At 65.4% G+C, this 20,013-nt stretch carries 17 protein-coding genes; 8 read left to right on the forward strand and 9 right to left on the reverse strand.

The genetic code is table 11. The features are described 5' to 3' along the window. The first annotated feature begins 44 nt into the window (after positions 1 to 44). Both WCY17_RS06330 and WCY17_RS06335 read left to right on the forward strand, forming a co-directional pair. Entirely contained in the window at positions 45 to 527 is a 483-nt protein-coding gene (locus WCY17_RS06330) for a TRAP transporter small permease (protein WP_372701333.1), read from the forward strand. Next, entirely contained in the window at positions 520 to 1,842 is a 1,323-nt protein-coding gene (locus WCY17_RS06335) for a TRAP transporter large permease (protein ID WP_372701334.1), read from the forward strand. Before WCY17_RS06330 ends, WCY17_RS06335 begins: the two co-directional genes overlap by 8 nt. Positions 1,843 to 1,950: 108 nt before the next feature. Here WCY17_RS06335 and WCY17_RS06340 read toward each other — a convergent pair whose 3' ends face one another. From WCY17_RS06340 to WCY17_RS06365, 6 genes are all read right to left on the reverse strand, one after another. After that, complete coding sequence (locus tag WCY17_RS06340; protein WP_372701335.1) at positions 1,951 to 3,447, reverse strand: AMP nucleosidase; 1,497 nt, start codon at positions 3,445 to 3,447, stop codon at positions 1,951 to 1,953. 8 nt (positions 3,448 to 3,455) lie between these two features. Beyond that, positions 3,456 to 4,799, reverse strand: a complete 1,344-nt coding sequence (gene guaD / locus WCY17_RS06345; RefSeq protein WP_372701336.1) for a guanine deaminase — start codon at positions 4,797 to 4,799, stop codon at positions 3,456 to 3,458. Positions 4,800 to 4,886: 87 nt separating this feature from the next. Beyond that, positions 4,887 to 5,927, reverse strand: a complete 1,041-nt coding sequence (xdhC, locus tag WCY17_RS06350) for a xanthine dehydrogenase accessory protein XdhC (RefSeq protein WP_372701337.1) — start codon at positions 5,925 to 5,927, stop codon at positions 4,887 to 4,889. Continuing rightward, the gene (gene xdhB, locus WCY17_RS06355; RefSeq protein WP_372701338.1) at positions 5,927 to 8,305 is read right to left on the reverse strand and encodes a xanthine dehydrogenase molybdopterin binding subunit; all 2,379 of its coding nucleotides are present in this window, start codon (positions 8,303 to 8,305) and stop codon (positions 5,927 to 5,929) included. The genes xdhC and xdhB overlap by 1 nt, the downstream gene beginning before the upstream one ends. Positions 8,306 to 8,356: 51 nt before the next feature. Further along, positions 8,357 to 9,841, reverse strand: coding sequence for a xanthine dehydrogenase small subunit (gene xdhA / locus WCY17_RS06360; protein WP_372701339.1), 1,485 nt, complete (start codon positions 9,839 to 9,841; stop codon positions 8,357 to 8,359). 95 nt (positions 9,842 to 9,936) lie between these two features. After that, on the reverse strand, positions 9,937 to 10,065 hold the full coding sequence (locus WCY17_RS06365; RefSeq protein WP_372701340.1) for a hypothetical protein: 129 nt from the start codon (positions 10,063 to 10,065) through the stop codon (positions 9,937 to 9,939). Here WCY17_RS06365 and WCY17_RS06370 point away from each other — a divergent pair. From WCY17_RS06370 to WCY17_RS06380, 3 genes are all read left to right on the forward strand, one after another. Continuing rightward, positions 10,064 to 11,026 (forward strand): LysR family transcriptional regulator, encoded by a 963-nt coding sequence (locus WCY17_RS06370; protein ID WP_372701341.1) that lies wholly within the window; start codon positions 10,064 to 10,066, stop codon positions 11,024 to 11,026. The two genes, WCY17_RS06365 and WCY17_RS06370, sit on opposite strands and share 2 nt — an antisense overlap. Beyond that, on the forward strand, positions 11,023 to 11,529 hold the full coding sequence (gene uraD, locus WCY17_RS06375; RefSeq protein WP_372701342.1) for a 2-oxo-4-hydroxy-4-carboxy-5-ureidoimidazoline decarboxylase: 507 nt from the start codon (positions 11,023 to 11,025) through the stop codon (positions 11,527 to 11,529). Before WCY17_RS06370 ends, uraD begins: the two co-directional genes overlap by 4 nt. 78 nt (positions 11,530 to 11,607) lie before the next feature. Further along, positions 11,608 to 12,150 carry an ureidoglycolate lyase gene (locus tag WCY17_RS06380; protein ID WP_372701343.1) on the forward strand — a complete coding sequence of 181 codons (543 nt, stop codon included), beginning with the start codon at positions 11,608 to 11,610 and terminating at the stop codon, positions 12,148 to 12,150. Here WCY17_RS06380 and WCY17_RS06385 read toward each other — a convergent pair. After that, on the reverse strand, positions 12,136 to 13,104 hold the full coding sequence (locus WCY17_RS06385) for a DMT family transporter (protein ID WP_372701344.1): 969 nt from the start codon (positions 13,102 to 13,104) through the stop codon (positions 12,136 to 12,138). The two genes, WCY17_RS06380 and WCY17_RS06385, sit on opposite strands and share 15 nt — an antisense overlap. 171 nt (positions 13,105 to 13,275) lie before the next feature. Between WCY17_RS06385 and hyi the strand changes: the two genes are divergently transcribed. From hyi to WCY17_RS06400, 3 genes are all read left to right on the forward strand, one after another. Then, complete coding sequence (gene hyi / locus WCY17_RS06390; protein WP_372701345.1) at positions 13,276 to 14,067, forward strand: hydroxypyruvate isomerase; 792 nt, start codon at positions 13,276 to 13,278, stop codon at positions 14,065 to 14,067. A gap of 2 nt (positions 14,068 to 14,069) precedes the next feature. Continuing rightward, the gene (locus WCY17_RS06395) at positions 14,070 to 15,338 is read left to right on the forward strand and encodes a glycerate kinase (RefSeq protein ID WP_372701346.1); all 1,269 of its coding nucleotides are present in this window, start codon (positions 14,070 to 14,072) and stop codon (positions 15,336 to 15,338) included. Positions 15,339 to 15,562: 224 nt separating this feature from the next. Further along, positions 15,563 to 17,749 (forward strand): malate synthase G, encoded by a 2,187-nt coding sequence (locus tag WCY17_RS06400; RefSeq protein ID WP_372701347.1) that lies wholly within the window; start codon positions 15,563 to 15,565, stop codon positions 17,747 to 17,749. Here WCY17_RS06400 and WCY17_RS06405 read toward each other — a convergent pair. Both WCY17_RS06405 and WCY17_RS06410 read right to left on the reverse strand, forming a co-directional pair. After that, on the reverse strand, positions 17,746 to 18,657 hold the full coding sequence (locus tag WCY17_RS06405) for an MBL fold metallo-hydrolase (RefSeq protein WP_372701387.1): 912 nt from the start codon (positions 18,655 to 18,657) through the stop codon (positions 17,746 to 17,748). The genes WCY17_RS06400 and WCY17_RS06405 overlap by 4 nt on opposite strands. Before the next feature lie 13 nt (positions 18,658 to 18,670). Further along, positions 18,671 to 19,867, reverse strand: a complete 1,197-nt coding sequence (locus WCY17_RS06410; protein ID WP_372701348.1) for an ABC transporter substrate-binding protein — start codon at positions 19,865 to 19,867, stop codon at positions 18,671 to 18,673. Between the last annotated feature and the right edge of the window lie 146 nt (positions 19,868 to 20,013).

The following is a 20,013-nucleotide window of genomic DNA, read 5'->3' on the forward strand; positions in this document are numbered from 1 at the left end:
CCCGCCCGACAGGGCCGGCCCGTGCCATGCCCCGGGAGATCCCCATGCATCTGCTGTTGCGCGACGCCGAGAAGATCATCTGCGCCGTCATCTTTTCGCTCATGACCATCCTGGGCTTCGTCAATGTGGTCGTGCGCTATGTCACCAATTACTCATTTGCCTCGACCGAAGAAATCCTTGTCAATGGCTTTCTCCTGCTGACGGTCTTTGGCGCCGCCATCGCCGCCCGGTCGGGCGAGCACCTGGCGGTGACGCTGGTCTACGATCTGCTGCCCGGCCGGCCGCGCAAGTTCGTGCTGGCGGTCTCCATCGTCCTGTCGTGCATCCTCCTGCTGCTGTCGGCGTGGTTCAGCGCCGAACTCGTCTTCAATCAGATCTCCAGCGGCATCCGGTCCTACGCCCTGCAGATTCCGGCCTGGTACTACAGCATCGGCGTCCCGTTCGCCTTCCTGCTCGTGCTGGTGCGCTTCCTCCAGCACAGCGTCGAAATGTGGCGGGCCCTGGATCAGGAGATCCAGCATGTTTGAGCTGGGCGCCGGCACGCAGATGATCATCCTGTTCTTCATCTTCCTGGCCCTGCGCGTGCCGGTTGCCTTCGCGCTGGGCCTGTCGGCCATGTATGCCATGTGGGACCTGGGCTTTGGCCTCGATCTGGTGGGCGACCTGATCGCCACCGGCGTGTCCAAGTTTTCCCTGCTGGCCATTCCCTTCTTCATCCTCGCCGGCGCGCTCATGGGCTCGCTGGGCATTGCCGAGCGCATGATCCGTTTCTTCCGCGTGCTCATCGGCCGCCTGCCCGGGGGCATGGGCGTGGTGGGCACCGTGGTGTGCCTGTTCTGGGGCGCCGTCAGCGGTTCGGGTCCGGCCTCGGTGGCCGCCATCGGCCCGTTGATCATCAAGAGCATGGAAGAAGACGGCTACAGTCGCGCCTTCGCCGCCGGCCTGGTGTGCACGGGGGCTGCGCTGTCCATCGTCATCCCACCATCCATCGGCCTCATCATCTATGGGGTGATCGCCGAAACCTCGATTGCCAAGCTGTTCATCGCGGCCATCATTCCGGGCCTCTTCATGGGGATGCTCATGCTGCTGACCCTGCCGCTGGCCAGAAGGCACCACGACGTCCATGGCACCCCCGCGCTCGATCGCCTGAGCCCCGACCCCTACCCGGGCCTGCCCTACCTTCAACGCCTCTGGTGCGCGTTCCGCGATTCGTTCTGGGGGCTGATGACCCCGGTCGTGATCCTGGGCGGCATCTACTCGGGCATGTTCACGCCCACCGAAGCCGCGCTGGTGGCCACGGTCTATGCCCTGTTCGTCGGCGGCCCCATCTATCGCACCATGGATCTCAAAGGCCTGTACAAGGCCCTGGTGGATGCCTCCTCGTCATCGGCCTTCGTCATGTTCGTGGTGGCCTATGCCAGCCTGTTCGGCTGGGTGGTCAACGTCGATGACCTCATCGGCCAGTATTCCACCCTGCTGCTGGGCATCAGCAGCAATGAGTGGGTGGTGCTGCTGGTCATCATGGTGATCCTGCTGATCGCCGGCATGTTCATGGACGCCATCACCATCATGTTCATCAGCCTGCCGATCTTCCTGCCGGTCGCCCATCAGCTGGGCTGGGATCCCATCTGGTTCGGCGTGGTGGTCACCATCAACCTGGCCATCGGGCTGATCACCCCTCCGGTGGGCATCAATCTGTATGTGGCCGCCAACATCACCCGGCTGCCCATCGAGACCGTGGCGCGCGGCGCACTGCCCTTCCTGCTCACCGCGCTGGTGGGCCTCGTCGCCGCAGCCGCGTGGCCCGAGATGTCGCTCTTCCTGGTGGGTCTGCTCGATTGAAGGCGGCCCCGTACCCTGGCCCGTACATGGGTGCGTGGCACCGGCCGGATCGGGCGGCGTACCCAGCGCAGCCTGGCCCCCGCAAGCCTCAATCTGGCCACTGCAAGCCTATTTGAAGGCCGTTTCGATGAAGCTGCGCAATTTGCGCGAATGCAGCCGGGCCGGCGGCATTTCGCGCAAGTGTTCGAGTGCCCGTATACCGATGTGCAGGTGCTGGTTGACCTGGGTACGATAAAAGGCGCTGGCCATGCCCGGCAGCTTGAGCTCGCCATGCAGGGGCTTGTCGGACACGCACAGCAGGGTGCCGTAAGGCACCCTGAAACGGAAACCGTTGGCAGCGATGGTGGCGGATTCCATGTCCAGCGCAATAGCGCGCGACTGCGACAGACGCTGCACGGGTTCCTGCTGATCGCGCAGTTCCCAGTTGCGGTTGTCTATGGTGGCCACCGTACCGGTGCGCATGATGCGCTTGAGTTCCCAGCCCGAGAGGCCGGCAACCTCGGCCACCGCCTGCTCGAGCGCCACCTGCACCTCGGCCAGCGGCGGCACGGGCACCCAGAGCGGCAGATCATCGTCCAGCACATGGTCTTCGCGCACATAGCCGTGCGCCAGCACGTAATCGCCCAGGCGCTGGGTGGTGCGCAGGCCCGCGCAATGCCCGAGCATCAGCCAGGCCGACGGCCGCAGCACGGCCACATGGTCGGTAATCGTCTTCGCATTCGACGGGCCCACCCCGATATTGATGAGTGTGATGCCCGAATGCCCCGCACGTTTCAGGTGGTATGACGGCATCTGCGGCATGGCGGCCGGTGCGGCCGGCGCCGCGTGCGCCTGCTCGGGCCTGGTGACCACGTTGCCGGGCTCGACGAGTTCGGTGTAGCCCCCCGTGCCCTGGGCCAGCGACTGACGCGCCCAGCGCACGAATTCATCCACATAGAAAGGATAGTTGGTGAACAGCACGAAATCCTGAAAGTGCTGCGGGGACGTGGCCGTATAGTGCTGCAGTCGGTGCAGCGAATAGTCGATGCGCGGTGCCGTGAAGGGCGCCAGGGGGCGGGGCTGGTTGGCCCGCCCGCGCCACGTGCCGTTGACGATGGCATCATCGGTGACGGCCAGATCGGGCACGTCGAAATGATCGCGCAGCGTGTGCCCGGGGACTTCGGAGATTTCGCCCTCGACATATTCGCCCTCGGGGAAGGCAAAATGCAGGGCAATCGGCAGGTCGGACTCGCCGATCTCGACGGGCACGCGATGGTTGCGCAGCAACAGCCGCACCTGCTCGCGCAGATAGTCGCGAAACAGGTGCGGCTGGGTAATGGTGGCCATGTACACGCCCGGTTCGACCAGATGCCCGTACGACAGGCGGCTGTCGACTTCCTGATAGGTCTGGATGCGGATGCGCAAAGCCGGGTAGCAGGCCCGCACCCGTTGCCCGGTTTCGAGGCCGCGGGCACAGTATTCCCGAAAGGCGTCACGGATGAAAGCCGTATTGCGCCGATAGATTTCGATCAGGCGGGCCACGGCCTGGTCGGCATCGTCGACGCTGGCAAAGGGGATCAGCGGCGGCAGCCGGGTCGGGCGGTTGAGTTCGAACTGCAGGTCCATGCCGCAGATTATGGCACGGGCGCGACGCTGGCAAGCGGATCGCGTCGATGAACCTCGCGCCCGGCTGCATACGTGGCAGCGACCACCCGATCATCACCCAGCATGGCCAGCGCGAACAGCAGCTCTTCCAGTGACCCGGCCCGCTCGCTGCGGCGGGCAAGCAGAGGCGTGGCACGCGGATCCAGCACCACGAAATCCGCCTCGGCGCCCGCCGCCAGCGTACCGATGCGCCCCGACAGCCCGAGATGACGGGCCGCCCCCTGGGTCGCCAGCCAGAACATGCGCTGCGCGCTCAGGTGATGGCCCCCCAGACGGGCCACCTTGTGCGCCTCATTCATCGTGCACAGCATCGAGAGCGACGTCCCGGCGCCCACGTCCGTGCCCAGCGCGACGGGCACACCCAACGCACGGGCGGCGCCATGGTCGAACAGGCCGCTGCCCAGGAACAGGTTCGACGTGGGACAGTGCGCAGCCACTGCGCCGCTGTCATGCAGCCGCCGGCGGTCATCGTCATCCAGCCAGATGCAGTGGCCGTAGACGGCCCCCGGGCGCAGCAGGCCATGGCGATCGTAGATGTCCAGATAGCTTCGATGGCCGGGGAACAGCCCCATCGCCCAGTCGACCTCGGCCCGGTTCTCGGCCACGTGGGACTGCACGTAGACATCGGGATGGGCCTGCGCCAGTTCGCCACAGCGCCCCAGCTGTGCGATGCTCGACGTGGGTGCAAAGCGCGGCGTGAGCGCATACAGCTGCCGCCCCGTGCCATGCCAGCGCTGCAGCAGCGCTTCGCTGTCACGGGCGCTCTGCTCGGCTGTGTCCTGCAAATAGGCTGGGCAGTTGCGGTCCATCATGACCTTGCCGGCGATCATGCGCAGGCCGCGGGCGTGACTGGCTTCGAAAAACGCGTCCACCGATGCCGGATGCACACTGCAATACACCAGCGCCGTGGTCGTGCCGCAGCGCACGAGTTCATCAAGAAAAAAACCCGCCACCTCGCGCGCATGCGCGGGGTTCTCGAAGCGCCGTTCGGTGGGAAAGGTCCAGGTGTCCAGCCACGGCAACAGACCCTCGGCGGGCGATGCAATCATGTCGGTCTGCGGATAATGGACATGGCTGTCGATGAAACCCGGCATGATCACGCATCCGCGCCAATCGTGCCGCTTCACCTCGGGGCCCAGTGTGGCCGCCAGCGGATCATGCTCGCCACAGGCCACGATATGGCCATCCTGAACCACCAGCAAGCCATCCCGGATCCAGACCACCGCCTGTTCGTCCTGCTGCGGGTCATCGACGAAATACAGCATCTGGGCACGGTACGCAGCGCGTCCGGGGTCGGGTGACTGCTGATGCATCAAGCGTTCTCCTGTGAGTGCGATACGTTCAAAATGGCCGGCACCGTGCAGCGCAGCGCTGTACGGCCCCGGCATGGGCCATGGCCTTCACGGCTGCAGGACAGGCAGGGCGCCACGGGCCTGTGGGGCCCGATCTGCAGCGTGCAGGCGCAACAGTTGCGCCGCCACGGCGACGGCGATGATTTCCGGCTGCTTGCCTGTGATGCCGGGCTCGCCGATCGGGCACGTGATGCGCTGCTGGCGCTCGATCGGAATCCCCTTGGCACTGAACCGCTGCTGGAATCGATGCCATTTGGTCGCCGAGCCGATCAGACCGCACCAGGCAAAGTCATTGCGCCGCATCAGATATTCGCACAGGCGCTGATCCAGCGCGTGATCATGGGTCATGATCAAAAAATAACTGCCGGCGGGCGCCTCGTCCACAACCGCTTCAGGGGTATCCGTGGCCTCTATGGTGACCGTGCTGCCGACCCGGTCAGGAAACTGGTCTTCGCGGGCATCCACCCACGTGACCCGGCACGGCAGGGTCTGCAGGATGCGCACCAGCGCACGCCCCACATGGCCGGCGCCAAAGATCACGACATGCTGCCCGTGCGGCGCCACCGGTTCGGTCAGCACCGGGCAGCCCCGGGCATCGTGCAGATCCAGCAGACAGGCGGCCTGGACACGGCCCGCGGGCCGGGAGGCCAGGCCGGCCGGCCGCAGGCGTACCCAGGCGGTCTGCCCGGCGGCCCCCAGGCCGACCTCGCGTTCAAAGGCCTGCTGATGGGCCAGGCGCGCTCGCGCATCGTCGAGCCATGGGCGGTCGGCCTCGTTCAGGCGCTCGAACAGCAAATGCACCAGGCCACCGCAGCACTGCCCCAGCGAGGCCGCCAGTGGCACTTCGAGCACCTGCCGGTCGGCAGCCCGATCCGGGCCGCGGGCCGCCTGCAGCATGGCCCGCCCACGAGCCATGGCCAGCCATTCGAGCTGGCCGCCGCCTATGGTCAGCCACTGATGGCCGGCCGACACCAGCATCTTTGCGCCCGCTTCGCGCGGCGCAGAGCCCCGCACCGCAGCCACCGTGATCAGCACGACCGGCTGTTGCCGATCGAGGCACCAGAGTGCCTGGTCAATCCAGGCGGCCATTATGCCGCACAGGTCTGGCGCACACCCTCGATGGCTCGCAGGATGGCTTCAGGCGTTGCGGGGGCATTCAGATCGGGGGACTGGCGGCCGTTGCCCACCGCCGCCACGGCATCGGCGATGGCGTTGAAGACGCTGATGCCATGCAGCAAGGGCGGCTCGCCCACCGCCTTGGAATGATGCACGCTGTCCTTGTGGTTGCGCGCCTTGTACAGGCGCACCCGGAAGTCACGCGGGCAATCGCTGACCGCCGGAATCTTGTAGGTGGACGGTGCATGGGTCATCAGCCGGCCATCGGCGCGCCACACCAGCTCTTCGGTGGTCAGCCAGCCCATGCCCTGAATGTAGCCGCCTTCGATCTGACCCAGATCGATGGCCGGATTGATCGAGGCACCCACATCATGCAGGATGTCGGCGCGCAGCAGTTTCCATTCGCCGGTGAGCGTATCGACCACGACTTCGGACACTGCCGCCCCAAAAGCAAAGTAATAGAAGGGGTTGCCATGGCTGGTCGCCTTGTCCCAATGAATGCCCGGGGTGGCATAGAAACCGTCGGACCACAACTGCACCCGCTCGAGGTAGGCGTCCTCGACCAGTTGTGCAAATGGAACCGTATGCCCATTGACGCTGACCTGACGCCAGGCAAACACCACGTCTTCGGGCTGGCCGCCATACTGGCGTGCAGCCAGGCCTGCAAGGCGCGCCCGCAGCGTGAGTGCTGCGTCTTCGGCGGCCTTGCCATTCAGGTCCGTGCCGGTGGATGCCGCAGTCGCCGAGGTATTGACGACCTTGTAGGTGTCCGTGGCCGTGATGCGCACACAATCCAGATCCAGCCCCAGGGTGTTGGCCACGATCTGGGACACCTTGGTGTTCAGACCCTGGCCCATTTCGGTGCCGCCATGATTGATCAGCACGGAGCCATCGCGATAGATGTGCACCAGCGCCCCGGCCTGGTTGTAGGCCGGCACATTGAAGGAGATGCCGAACTTCACCGGTGTGAGCGCCAGACCCTTCTTGAGGATCGGGCTGTGGGCATTGAATTCGGCAGCGGCCCGACGGCGCGCCCGGTAGTCGGCGCCGTGCTCGAGTTCATCGACCAGCGGACCGATCAGGTTGCCTTCGACCACCTGCCCATATGGCGTGACGTTGCGCGTATCCGTGCCGTAGAAATTGCAGCGGCGCACATCCAGGGCATCCTTGCCCAGGAACCGGGCGATCCGGTCGATGACCACCTCGGTCACCAGAGCCCCCTGCGGCCCGCCGAAACCACGAAAGGCCGTGTTCGACTGGGTATGGGTCTTGCCGCACAGCGTGTGGATGTCAGCCGCAGGAATGTAATAGGCGTTGTCGAAATGACAGAGCGCACGACTGGCCACGGCCTCGGACAGATCGGCTGAAAACCCGGAATGCAGCGTCATGTCGAGGCGCACGCCCAGGATGCGGCCATCGTCATCGAAGCCATAGTCGAATTCGTACCAGAACCCGTGCCGCTTGCCGGTGATCAGGAAATCATCGTCCCGGTCCATGCGCAGCTTGACCGGACGCCCGAGGCGATGGGCGGCCACCGCCGCCAGACAGGCGAACAGGGCAGATTGGGATTCCTTGCCACCAAAACCACCCCCCATGCGCCGGCATTCGACCTGCACCTGGTGCGCCTGCCAACCCAGGGCATGACCCACCACGGCCTGCATCTCGCTCGGGTGCTGCGTGGAGCACAATACCAGCATGCCCTCTTTTTCCTGCGGGATGGCGTAGGAAATCTGGCCCTCGAGGTAGAACTGCTCCTGGTCGCCGCACTGGAAGGTGCCGCGCATATGGTGCGGCGCAGCATCAAGGGCGGCCTGTACGTCGCCCTGCTGCAGCCGCAAATCGCCCAGGGTGGTGCGGGCACCGGCCGCCCGGGCGTCCCGGGCGGTCAGCCGGTGCGGCAGGCTGTCGTACTGCACGCTGCCGAGTCGGGCGGCATGGCGCGCAGCATGAATGCTGCGCGCCACCACCATGAAAACGGGCTGGCCCACATACTGGACCAGGCCGTCGGCCAGCAGGGGATCGTCATGCAGCACGGGACCACAGTTGTTTTCGCCCGGAAGATCCCCGGCCACCAGTACATCGATCACGCCCGGTGCGTCGCGCACGGCCTGCAGATCCATGTCCAGAATGCGGGCGTGCGCCTGCTGCGACAGGCCCAGCGCAGCGTACACGGTACCGCGCAGTTCAGGAATATCATCGGTGTACAGCGCTGTGCCACTCACGTGCAGGGTGGCGGATTCGTGCGGACTGGCGGCGCCCGCGACGGGCTCACCGGCCACGGGATGTGGAATGTGGTGGTTGCTGACAGCCAGACGTTCGAGTTCGGTGGGTCTATTGACGTGGATATCCATGTCGGTCTCCCGGGGTACGCACGCAGCCGTCGGACGCTGCGCCGCGCGCCCCTACAGTGTTTCGGCCAATGCCACGGCATGCACCTGCCGGGGTGCCAGTGCGCGGCCTGGTACGGTCTCGAGGTAGAAACGGTACAACAGGTTGCGGGCCGCAGTCAGGCGGTAGTCGCTGCTGGCACGCAAGTCGCTGAGCGGCTGGAAATCATCGGCCAGGCACTGCATGGCCGCCCGCACCGTGGGCTCGTTCCAGGGCTGCCCCTGCAGGGCGGCTTCGGTCGCCCGCGCGCGCGCCGGCGTGGCCGCCACCCCGCCGAAGCCGGTGCGTATCGTCTGCACCCGGCCCGTGGCATCGAGCGTGATGGCAAAGGCCACGCAGACCGCAGAGATATCCTGGTCATACCGCTTGGACAGCTTGTACGTGCGGAACCGCCGCCCGGGCACATCGACCGGCACCCGCAGGGCCTGCACGAACTCGCCCGCCTCGAGCGCCGTTTTCTGGTAGGCCAGGTAGAAGTCTTCGAGCGGCATTTCGCGCAGGCTGTCGCCGCGCCGCAGGATGACCCGCGTGCCCAGGGCAATCAGCGCGGGCATCGAATCCCCGATGGGCGAGCCATTGGCCACATTGCCACCCAGCGTACCGGCATTGCGAATGGGAAAGGATGCAAAGCGCTGGCGCATCTCGGAGAGCCCCGGCAGATACGCCACCAGCGCATCGAAAGCCTCGTTGAGCAGGGCCCCGGCGCCGATGATCAGATCGGTGCCTTCTGCCCGGATGCTGCGCAACGCCTCGACCCGGCCGATGTAGATCAGCTCGGGCAGTTCACGGTACTGCTTGGTGACCCACAGCCCGACGTCGGTGCTGCCAGCCAGCAGACGGGCATCGGGGTACTGCTCACGCAGACTGGCCAGTTGCGCGAGCGTGCGGGGTGCGTGGAAGCGATGGCCGGCATGTTCGTACACGAAGACACCGTCGTCCTGCAAGTGAGCCAGCACCCGGGCCAGCCCGGCCCGATCGAAGGGCACCACCGGCCAGGAAAACATTTCGCTCGCTGCCCGGATGATGGGCCGGTATCCCGTGCAGCGACACAGGTTGCCGGACAATACGTCATCGATCTGCTTGCGTTCCGGCACAGGGTCACCCGGCGTGTGCGCCAGATACATGGCCCACAGCGACATCACGAAACCGGGCGTGCAGAAACCGCATTGCGATCCGTGGTGATCCACCAGGGCCTGCTGCACCGGATGCAGCGTGCCATCGGACTGACGCAGGTCCTCGACCGTATACAGCGCCTTGCCATCGAGCGTCGGCAGGAACTGAATGCATGAATTCACAGCCCGCAGAACCACGCCACCCTGCGGGTCGAGCTCGGCCACCACCACCGTGCAGGCCCCGCAATCCCCTTCTGCACAGCCTTCTTTCGTGCCTGTGCAGCCCAGGTCTTCACGCAGGTACTGCAGTACGGTGCGGGTCGTGGGCTGGTCTGCCACAACCTGCGTCGTGCCGCGAAAATGAAAGCGGATGGGGCGTGTCTCCATGGTCTTGCCTTGTTTTGGGGTTCATGTTCTTTCATCCATGGATGAAGATAGCACCAATAGGACGCAAAACCATTCAGGAACGATGATGGTGCATATCAGAAACCATCGGAAATCGAGCTCGGGGCACGCTTGAGGACACCGTCGTGCACGCACAGCGCACCCGCGGGCGGCGCCGGGACATCGCTCATGGACGCCTTGCGCACAAACATGAATAATGCGCTCATGCCCAGACCTCGTGAATCCATGGACAGCCATTTGTTGCGGATGCTGCAGACCCTGCTCACCGAGCAAAGCGTCTCGCGCGCCGCGGTGCGCCTGGGGCTGTCGCAACCCGCGCTCAGCAACGCGCTGCGCAAGCTGCGCGATCTCGCCGGCGACCCCATTCTGGTGCGCAGCAAGAATGGCATGGTGCCCACCGAGCGCGGCCTCGAACTGCTGGCCCACGCCAACGATGCGCTGGCAGCCATCGAGTGCATCACCAGCCCACCCCGCGTCTTCGACCCGTCCACGACCCGGCGCGTGTTTCACCTGGGGGCACCCGATTATCTGGATGCCATGTTCCTGCCCAATATTGCCGCCATCCTGCGCCATGAAGCACCTGGCGCGCGGTTCAGCATCCACACCATCCACGCCGAGCATGACTATATCGGTGCCCTGGAAGACGGCAGTCTGGATGTGGTCATCGGCAACTGGCTGCAACCACCGCCGCAGATGCATCTGTCACGGCTGTTCGATGACGAGGTGGTCTGCATGGTCGGCAGCCAGAATCCGGTGGCCCATCGCCACCTCACGCTGCAGCAGTATCTCGAATTGCCTCATCTGGCGCCTTATCCCTATGTGTCCGAACGGCACAGTTTCATCGACGGCTGCCTGGCCGCCCAGGGCCTGCAGCGCAACATCCAGATGACCATCCCCTATTTCGGCCAGGTGGCCGGCATGCTGCTGCGCACCGACCTGATCTTCACGACGGGCCGGCAGTTTGCGCGCCATTACGCGGGTTATCTGCCGATCACCCTGCTGCCATCGCCATTCAGGTTTCCGCCCATGCGCTTTTATCTCCTCTGGCACCGGCGCACGCACGGTTCAGCCGAAGCGATCTGGCTGCGGCAATGCATCAACCGGGTGGCGGGGATGCTGCAGGCCAGCCAGAGTGCCTCCCTACAACCTTCACCTCCGTTGCCATGACGCCGAAAGAATTGTCCACTTTGTCACAGGATGCCTTCACACGCCAGCTCGAAGCGGTTTTCGAACACTCGCCGTGGGTGCCCCGGCGCGCCTGGCGGGCGCGTCCTTTTGCGGATCTGCCCGCTTTGCACCAGGCCATGATGGCCGTCGTCCTCGAGGCCAGCCCGACAGAACAGCTGTCACTGATTCGCGCGCACCCCGAGCTGGCAGGCCGTGAAGCCCGGGCTGGTACCCTGACTCAGGCGTCCACCGGCGAGCAGCGCGGGGCGGGGCTCGATCAATGCAGTGCCGCAGAACTGCTGCAGCTGCGCACCCTGAACCGCCGCTACCGCGAGCGCTTTGGCTTTCCGTTCGTGATTGCCGTCAAGGGGCGCGATCGCCATCAGATCATGGCCGCGATGGCGGCCCGCCTCAACCATGACCCCCAGGTCGAGCAGGCCACCTGCCTCGAACAGATCGGGCAGATTGCGCTCTTCAGGCTGCAGGCCATGCTGGCCACCTGATCCCCCGGGCCAGCAGCGCACAGCCCTGAACCGGTGCGCCGCCATTCCGCCACGAACCCCCACCGCATGAGGCCCAGAATGCCCACCCCCCATGTTCTTTCTGTCGAACCACTCACCCGCAGCGCCTTTGCCCCATTTGGCGATGTCATACAGGCCGATGGGCACACGGTGCACTACAGCATCAACGAGGGCAACACCGAACGGTTCCATGATCTGGCGCAGATCGACCCGGGCCCCCAGGGGCGGGCCATCGTCTCCATTTTCCGCGGTCACGCGCGCAGCCTGCCCTTTGCCATCCGCATGATGGAACGCCACCCCAAAGCCAGCCAGGCCTTCATTCCGCTCTCCGGGCGTCCGTGGCTGGTGGTCGTGGCAGCGCGCGACACCCGGCCACAGGCCCAGAACCTGCGCGCCTTCCTGTGTACGGCCCACCAGGGGGTGAACTATGCGCCCGGCGTCTGGCACCACCCCTTGCTGGCCCTGCAGGACACCAGCGACTTTCTGGTCATCGATCGCGCGGGCCCGGGCGAGAACTGCGATGTGGTAGCGCTCGCGCCACACGCCCTGCTGACACCCTCTGAAGGCCGAGGCTTGCCGCACATCGGGTCAACGCTTCAATGAGCGCAGGCTGAGCACGACCAGGGCCCCCACGATCAGGAACATGCCCGCCAGTTCCATGCGCGCCGGCGCTTCGCCCAGTTGCAGCCAGGCCGACAGCGTCCCCACCACAGGCACGCCCAGCGCCGACAGGCCGACCACGCCGGCCGACAGATGCTGCAGGGCGAAGACCCACAGCGCCCAGGCCAGTGCGGTGGAAATGAATACGTTATAGAGCAGGGCCCCCCAGAAATAGGGCGCCGGGTCGATGGCGCGCTCGGGCACCAGCCAGGCAATGACGCACAGCACCAGGGCGCCGTACAGCATCTGCCAGGTGGTCAGGGGCAGCACATCCATCGGGCAATCGCGCTTGATCCATTTGGCCGTGATCATGGCCAGTGCCCAGCACAGGCCGGCCAGCAGTGCCATGACCTCACCGACGATGGACGCCTGACCGTGCCAGGGCTCCAGCACCAGCACCAGCCCTGCAGCCGCCAGGGCCAGCGCCAGCCACTGCACGCCCCGAATGCGCTCGCCGAAGCTGACCCAGGCCATGGGAATGACCCAGAATGGCATGGTGTAGGTCAGGATGGAGGATTTCCCGACATCCCCGTGGACCAGCGCCAGCTGCACGAACACACTGAACCCCGTCGTCTGCAGCAGACCGAACAGGAACACCCGGCGCCAGGCGGTGACCCGCAGCGGCATGCGTCTGAGCAGCACGATGGCCAGCAGCACCAGCGCGCCGAGCAGATTGCGCAGCGCCTGGAAGTCCATCGGGCCGACATAGCGCAATACGTTCTTCATGATCACCCAGTTATAGCCCCAGGTGATCGCCATGGCCGCCAGCGCCAGCAGGGCCAGGCGCTGATTGCGGGCGGCTGCAGCCGTACCGGCAGTCACGGGTGCCGATGCCGGCACCGCCGCGGACGCCGTGGCGGATGGCCCGATGGGGCTGCCGGGATCAGAATGGGGCATCAGAATGGGGCGACGTCGTGGTGTCGGGTGGTTTCAGGGTCGGCTGAAAATCATGCCTGCAGTGTAACAATGAATATCACCGTGGACGCTGCATGCACCGATCTGTCGTACAAATCTGCCGTACTATTGTCACCATGTACCCTGACATGAGCCGCCAGAAGGAGACCCTCGATGCCCCGCTTCGCCGCCAACCTGTCCCTGTTGTTCACCGAGGTCGACTTTCTGGACCGTTTCCAGGCTGCAGCACAAGCCGGTTTCAGAGGGGTCGAATACTTGTTTCCCTACGCCTGGGACAAGGCCGAACTGGCCGCCCGCCTGAAGGAACACGGGCTGACGCAGGTGCTGCACAATCTGCCCGCAGGCCACTGGGACGCCGGCGAACGGGGCATCGCCTGCCTGCCCGGGCGCGAAGCCGAGTTTCATGACCAACTGAGCCTGGGGATCGAATACGCCCGGGCACTGGGCTGCCCGCGCGTCAACTGTCTGGCGGGCATCCTGCCGCAGGGGCTGGATCGGGTCGAGGCGCGCCACACTCTGGTAGCCAACCTGCGCTTTGCCGCGGCCGAACTGCAAAAGGCCGGCATCCTCCTGGTGATGGAAGCCATCAACCAGTACGACATGCCGGGCTTCTTCGTTTCGCGCACCGCCGATGCCCTGGACATTCTTGCCGACGTGGGCTCGGACAACCTGAAGCTGCAATACGATATCTACCATGCCCAGCGGACCGAGGGCGAACTGGGCAACACGCTGAGCCGGCATCTGGCCCACATCGGGCATATCCAGATGGCCGACAATCCGGGGCGCCATGAGCCTGGCACGGGTGAAATCAACTTCCCGTGGCTGTTTCGCCACCTGGATGCCATCGGCTACCAGGGCTGGATCGGCTGCGAATACCACCCGCTGGGCACGACCACAGAAAGCCTGGGCTGGCTGCAGTCCGCCGCCCTGCCGCGCAGAGACTGACCGTGCATGCAGACACAGACCCGCGCAGCGTGCTCAGGCGGCTGTTCACGGCGGCCGTACAGTCGGCCCAGCCTGCACATGTACTGGCCGCCCACTTGCCCGAACCCCCACGGGGCCGCACCATCGTCATCGGTGCCGGCAAGGCATCCGCCGCCATGGCCCAGGCACTCGAAGCCGTCTGGCCGGGTCCGCTGGAAGGTACGGTGGTCACCCGCTACGGCCATGCCGTCCCCTGCCGCCACATCCGCATTCTCGAAGCGGCCCATCCGGTACCCGATGCCGCAGGGCAACAGGCCGCCCGGCAGCTGTTCGACCAGGTCCGCGGCCTGGGCCCGGATGACCTGGTCATCAGCCTGATCTCGGGCGGCGGTTCTGCTCTGCTGCCCCTGCCGGGCGCGGGCATCACGCTGGCCGACAAGCAGGCAATCAGCAAGGCGCTGCTGCGATCAGGCGCCAACATCCGCGAAATGAACTGCGTGCGCCGCCACCTGTCGGCCATCAAGGGGGGGCGCCTGGCGGCCGCCTGCGCCCCCGCACGCGTGCTCAACCTGCTCATCTCGGATGTGCCGGGCGATCGCCCCGAGGATATTGCCTCGGGCCCGACCGTAGCCGACCCCAGCACCTGTGCCGATGCGCTCGGGATCGTGCAGCGCTACGGCATCCATATGCCGGATGCCGCCCTCAGGCTGCTCGAATCCGGGGCGGGGGAAACCCTCAAGCCCGGGGACCCCCGTCTGGCCCGTGTCCAGACCCGCCTGGTTGCCACCCCGCAGCATGCGCTCGAAGCCGCGGCCCGCGTGGCCCGGGCCGCCGGGATCACCCCGGTGCTGCTGGGCGATCGCATCGAAGGCGAAGCGCGCGAGGTCGGCAAGGTGTTGGGCGGCATTGCGTTGCAAGTGCAGCATCACCACCAGCCCGTGGCGCCCCCCTGCGTTCTGCTCTCGGGCGGTGAAACCACCGTCACCGTGCGCGGCCAGGGCCGCGGCGGGCGCAACGTCGAATGTCTGCTGTCGCTGGCCCTGACACTCGATGGCTGCCCGGGCATCCACGCGCTGATGGGCGACACCGATGGGGTGGACGGCCAGGAAGAAATCGCCGGGGCGCTGCTTGCGCCCGACACCCTGGCACGGGCGTGGCAGCGCGGCAGATCACCGCGCGAGGCCCTGGACGACAACGACGGGCACGGCTTTTTCGAAAGCCTCGGCGATGCACTGGTCACCGGACCGACACTGACCAATGTGAATGACTTTCGCGCCATTCTGATCCTGTGAAGGCCATTCTGGCCCGAAATCCCGTACACGCCCACGTCCGTACGACCACGCGAACCAGCCGACCATCGCATCGGAATTGATTTTGTCATTGATAATCAATGTATTGGCAGGTATCGGGTACACTGCTGGCTCTATCGCAGAGGCCGTACCCTTCTGCCGGACTCCTTATAATCAGTGGCAAGACCACGGTACGATCTTCCAGAAACATTCGAGCAAGGACCTCCATGACTGACCGCATATCCTGCCACGGGCTGCAAGTGGCCACCGTACTCCATCGATTCATCGAACACGAAGCCCTGCCCGGCACGGGCATTCAGGCCGATGCCTTCTGGGCCGGCCTCGCAGCCCTGATACGCGATCTGACCCCCGAAAACCGTGCCCTGCTGGCCGAACGCAAGCGCCTGCAGAAGGCGCTCGACACCTGGCATGCCGAGCATCCGGGCCCCGTGGCCGACCCGGCGGCCTACCGCCGATTCCTGCAGGACAGCGGCTATCTGCAGCCGGCACCCGCACATGTGGCCGTACACACGTCAGGGGTGGACACCGAAATCACCCGGCAGGCCGGGCCGCAGCTCGTGGTGCCAGTCACCAACGCGCGCTACGCGCTCAATGCCGCCAATGCCCGCTGGGGCAGCCTGTACGACGCCCTGTATGGTACCGACGCCATCCCCGAAACCGGGGGCGCCGAGCGCAGCGGCGCCTACAATCCAGTGCGTGGCGCGCAGGTGATTGCCTTTGCGCGCAACGTCCTCGACGCCCATTTTCCGCTCCGGCACGGCACCCACGCGCGTGCCACAGGCTACCAGGTGGCCGACGGGCAACTGCTCGTCACACAAGAAGACGGCAGCCAGACGGGGCTGGCCGACAGCGCGGCCTTTCTGGGCCACCGCGGCCCGGCCAATCAGCCCGACGCGGTCATCCTGCAGCACCATGGCCTGCACGTCGAAATCCAGTTCGATGCCACGCACGCCATCGGGCGCACCGACGCGGCCCACATCAAGGACGTGCTGCTCGAGGCCGCCGTCACCACCATCATGGACTGCGAAGACTCGATCACCGCTGTGGATGCCGACGACAAGGTTCAGGCCTATCGCAACTGGCTCGGCCTCATGCAGGGCACGCTCAGCGCGCAACTCGAAAAAGGGGGCAGGACCATCACGCGCACGCTGAGTGCAGACCGCCGCTATACGGCACGCGACGGCAGCGAGGCGAGCCTGCATGGCCGCTCGCTCATGTTCGTGCGCAACGTCGGCCACCTGATGACCACCCCCGCCATCCTCGATGCCGAGGGCCACGAGGTCTTCGAGGGCCTCCTGGATGCCGTCTGCACTTCGATGATCGCCATGCACGATCTCGAATCGCGCCGGAACACCCGCACCGGCTCGATCTATATCGTCAAACCCAAGATGCACGGCCCTGCCGAAGTCGCCTTTGCCGACACGCTCTTTGGCCGGGTCGAACAACTGCTCGGCCTGCCGGCACAGACCGTCAAGATGGGCATCATGGACGAAGAACGCCGCACCAGCGTCAACCTCAAGGCCTGCATTGGCGCCGCCGCCGGGCGCGTGGTGTTCATCAACACCGGCTTTCTGGATCGCACGGGCGATGAAATGCACACTGCCATGCACGCCGGCCCCATGGTCCGCAAGGGCGACATGAAGGCCCAGGAATGGATCCGCGCCTATGAACTGAACAACGTGCAGACCGGCCTCGAATGCGGCCTGCGGGGCCATGCGCAGATCGGCAAGGGGATGTGGGCCATGCCCGATCTCATGCACGCCATGCTCGAGCAGAAGATCGACCACGTCAAGGCCGGCGGCAACACCGCCTGGGTGCCGTCACCCACGGCGGCCACCCTGCATGCCCTGCATTACCATCAGGTGGATGTGGTTCAGGTACAGAAGGCGCTCGAGAGCCGGCACGAAGACTACACCGGCCGCATTCTCACCGTACCCGTGGCGACCCGGCCCGATTGGTCCGAAGCCGAGCGCCAGCAGGAGCTCGACAACAATTGCCAGGGCATCCTGGGTTATGTCGTACGCTGGGTCGACCAGGGCGTGGGCTGCTCCAAAGTGCCCGATATCCATGACGTCGGCCTCATGGAAGACCGCGCCACCCTGCGCATCTCCAGCCAGCACATCGCCAACTGGCTGTTGCATGGCGTGGTCAGCCGCGAACAGGTCGAAGCCACCCTGCGCCGCATGGCGGCCGTGGTCGACCAGCAGAACGCCGGCGACCCGCTCTACGAGCCCATGGACGGCCATTTCGACACATCCTGTGCCTTTCTGGCCGCCAGCGACCTGATCTTCAAGGGCCTGGAGCAGCCCAACGGCTACACCGAACCCCTGCTGCACCACTGGCGCCAGGTAAAGAAGGCGCGGCAGGCCGGCACACCCGCCCAGGCTGGCTAGGGCCGGGCATCGGCGGCCCAGTCGATCGCGAAGCGGCCGTTGGGCCCCGATATGACCCTGCAGGCCGATGGCTGTGCAAAGTGCGTTGGAAACAGGCGTGTATCGCGATCCACGGACGCTTCCAGGATGCGCTGGCGGGTGCGCAGTGCCTGCTGGCTGTCATCATCGAACACCGAACACACCTCGGGGTAGTGGACCTGAATCGGATGGTGCAGGATGTCGCCTGTGAACAGGGCTTCCTGGTCCCCCACTCGCAGCCGCGCACAGGCATGGCCCGGGGTGTGCCCGGGTGATGCCTCCACGCACAGCCCCGGCTCGATTTCATGGCCATCATCGATCAGTTCGACCAGCCCCGCCTCGAGCACGGGCAGAATGCTGTCTTCGAAGGCGCCCTCATTCAGGGCCGTGGGCTGGTAGTCGGGCCGGCGATCATCCCAGCGACTGAACTCGGTGCGTCCGAAGAGATAGCGGGCCTTGGTGAAGGTCGGCACCCAGCGGCCATCCTGCAGCCGGGTATTCCAGCCGATATGATCCGCATGCAGATGGGTGCAGAAGACGACATCGATGTCTTCAGGTCGCAAACCGACCGTGGCCAGACGCTCCAGCCAGGGCGCGTTGCGCATGTGAAAGCTCTCGACCGCCGGCCTGTGCTTGTGATTGCCCACACAGGCATCGATGAGCACGTTGTGTCGCCCGGTCTGCACGACCCAGCTGTGTACGCTGGTGCGCAGGCGATCCAGATCCGGGTAGTAAAAATCGGGTACCAGCCAGGCCCATTGTTCCTGCAACATCCTGCGTTCGATGTTGGGGAACATGCCCTCGGGCACGAACCCGGGGCCCTGATAGTCTTCGATGCGGTGGATGCGCACATTGCCGCAGTGAAACACGTCGGCCCCACCGGCATACACAACGGACAAGGTGTCACTCCCCGATCAGCTGGAAACGGCCATCCTCGACCCGCGTGAGGTAGATGGCACGATCATCCAGCCCCAGATGATCCTGCGGCGTGAAATTGAATACGCCACTGACCCCCTTGTACTCCTGCAGGGCCTCGATCGCCTGACGCAGTGCCTGACGCCTCTCGTCGGATCCGGACGCTGCAGCCGCCTGCGCGTCATCCAGCCCTTCGTAGGCCGCCACGATCATGCGCACGGCATCCCAGCTGTAGCCCGCATACTGATCGGCCTTGTTCTTGCCATACTGCGCGTCGTAGGCCTGCACGAACTCATCGAGCACGGGCAGCAGCGGATTGTCCCCCGGCAGCTGCGTGTAGGTCTGTATGGGCCCGACGGGAACGATGGTACCCGCCACGGCCGACTTGCCCACATCGATGAAGGCCTGGTTGGCAGAGCCACCGGATTGATAGACCTGCCCCTTGAAGCCGACGCGGCTGAGCGCATCCTGCATCAGTGCCGCCGAAGGCGGAATCGCATGCACATACACGGCGTCGGGCCGATGCTGCTTGATGCGCAGCGATTGCGGTACGAAGCTCGTGTCATCGCGCGAAAAGCGCTCGCTGGCCACGATCTCGAGCCCGCTGTTGCCCGCGGCCCGCTGGAATTCTTCCCAGCCGCCATCGCCATAGGAATCATTCAGCCCCAGGAAGGCGGCCCGCTGGTACCCGCGCGCCAGCATGTCCTTGACCACATGTTCCATCATGAGCCGGTCGGTGATCGCCGTCTTGAAGACGTACTGGCGCTCATCGGCCGGTTCGATGATGCTGGTGGCCAGCGCCAGCGAAATCGTCGGCACCTGGGCCTCCTGAACCACCGGCACCACCGCCATCGACGCCGGCGTCGCCGTGCAGCAGACAACGGCATCGACCTGATCGCGCTGGATCAGGTTGCGCACCGCGTTGACGGCCCGGGTCGGATCCGATGCGTCATCCATGACGGTGATTTCGAGCTCGTATGGCCGATCGGCCGCGCTGCTGGCGTACTGCTCCTGGAGCAATTTCACGGCATTGGCCTCTTTGGTCCCCAGGGACGATGCACCGCCTGAAATGGAGATGACTGCACCGATGTGCAGTTTCTTCGGGGTCTGGGCGTGAGCCGCCGGCAGACCGTTTGCGCACAGCAGCGCTGCAGCGAACCAGAGCAGCGATTTGGATGACATCATGATTTTCTCCACGAAACCCTCACCCCTTGAGGGTTGAACGACTTGCCAAGGGTTCAGTATTTTTGTCCAGACTCGGGAACTCTGCTGTATCCCCGGATACAAAACACGTGGCCGCGCAAGGGGCGCCCTCGGCCCGGACACTGGCC

The organism is Castellaniella sp., from assembly GCF_041677825.1.
Lineage (GTDB): Bacteria > Pseudomonadota > Gammaproteobacteria > Burkholderiales > Burkholderiaceae_B > Castellaniella.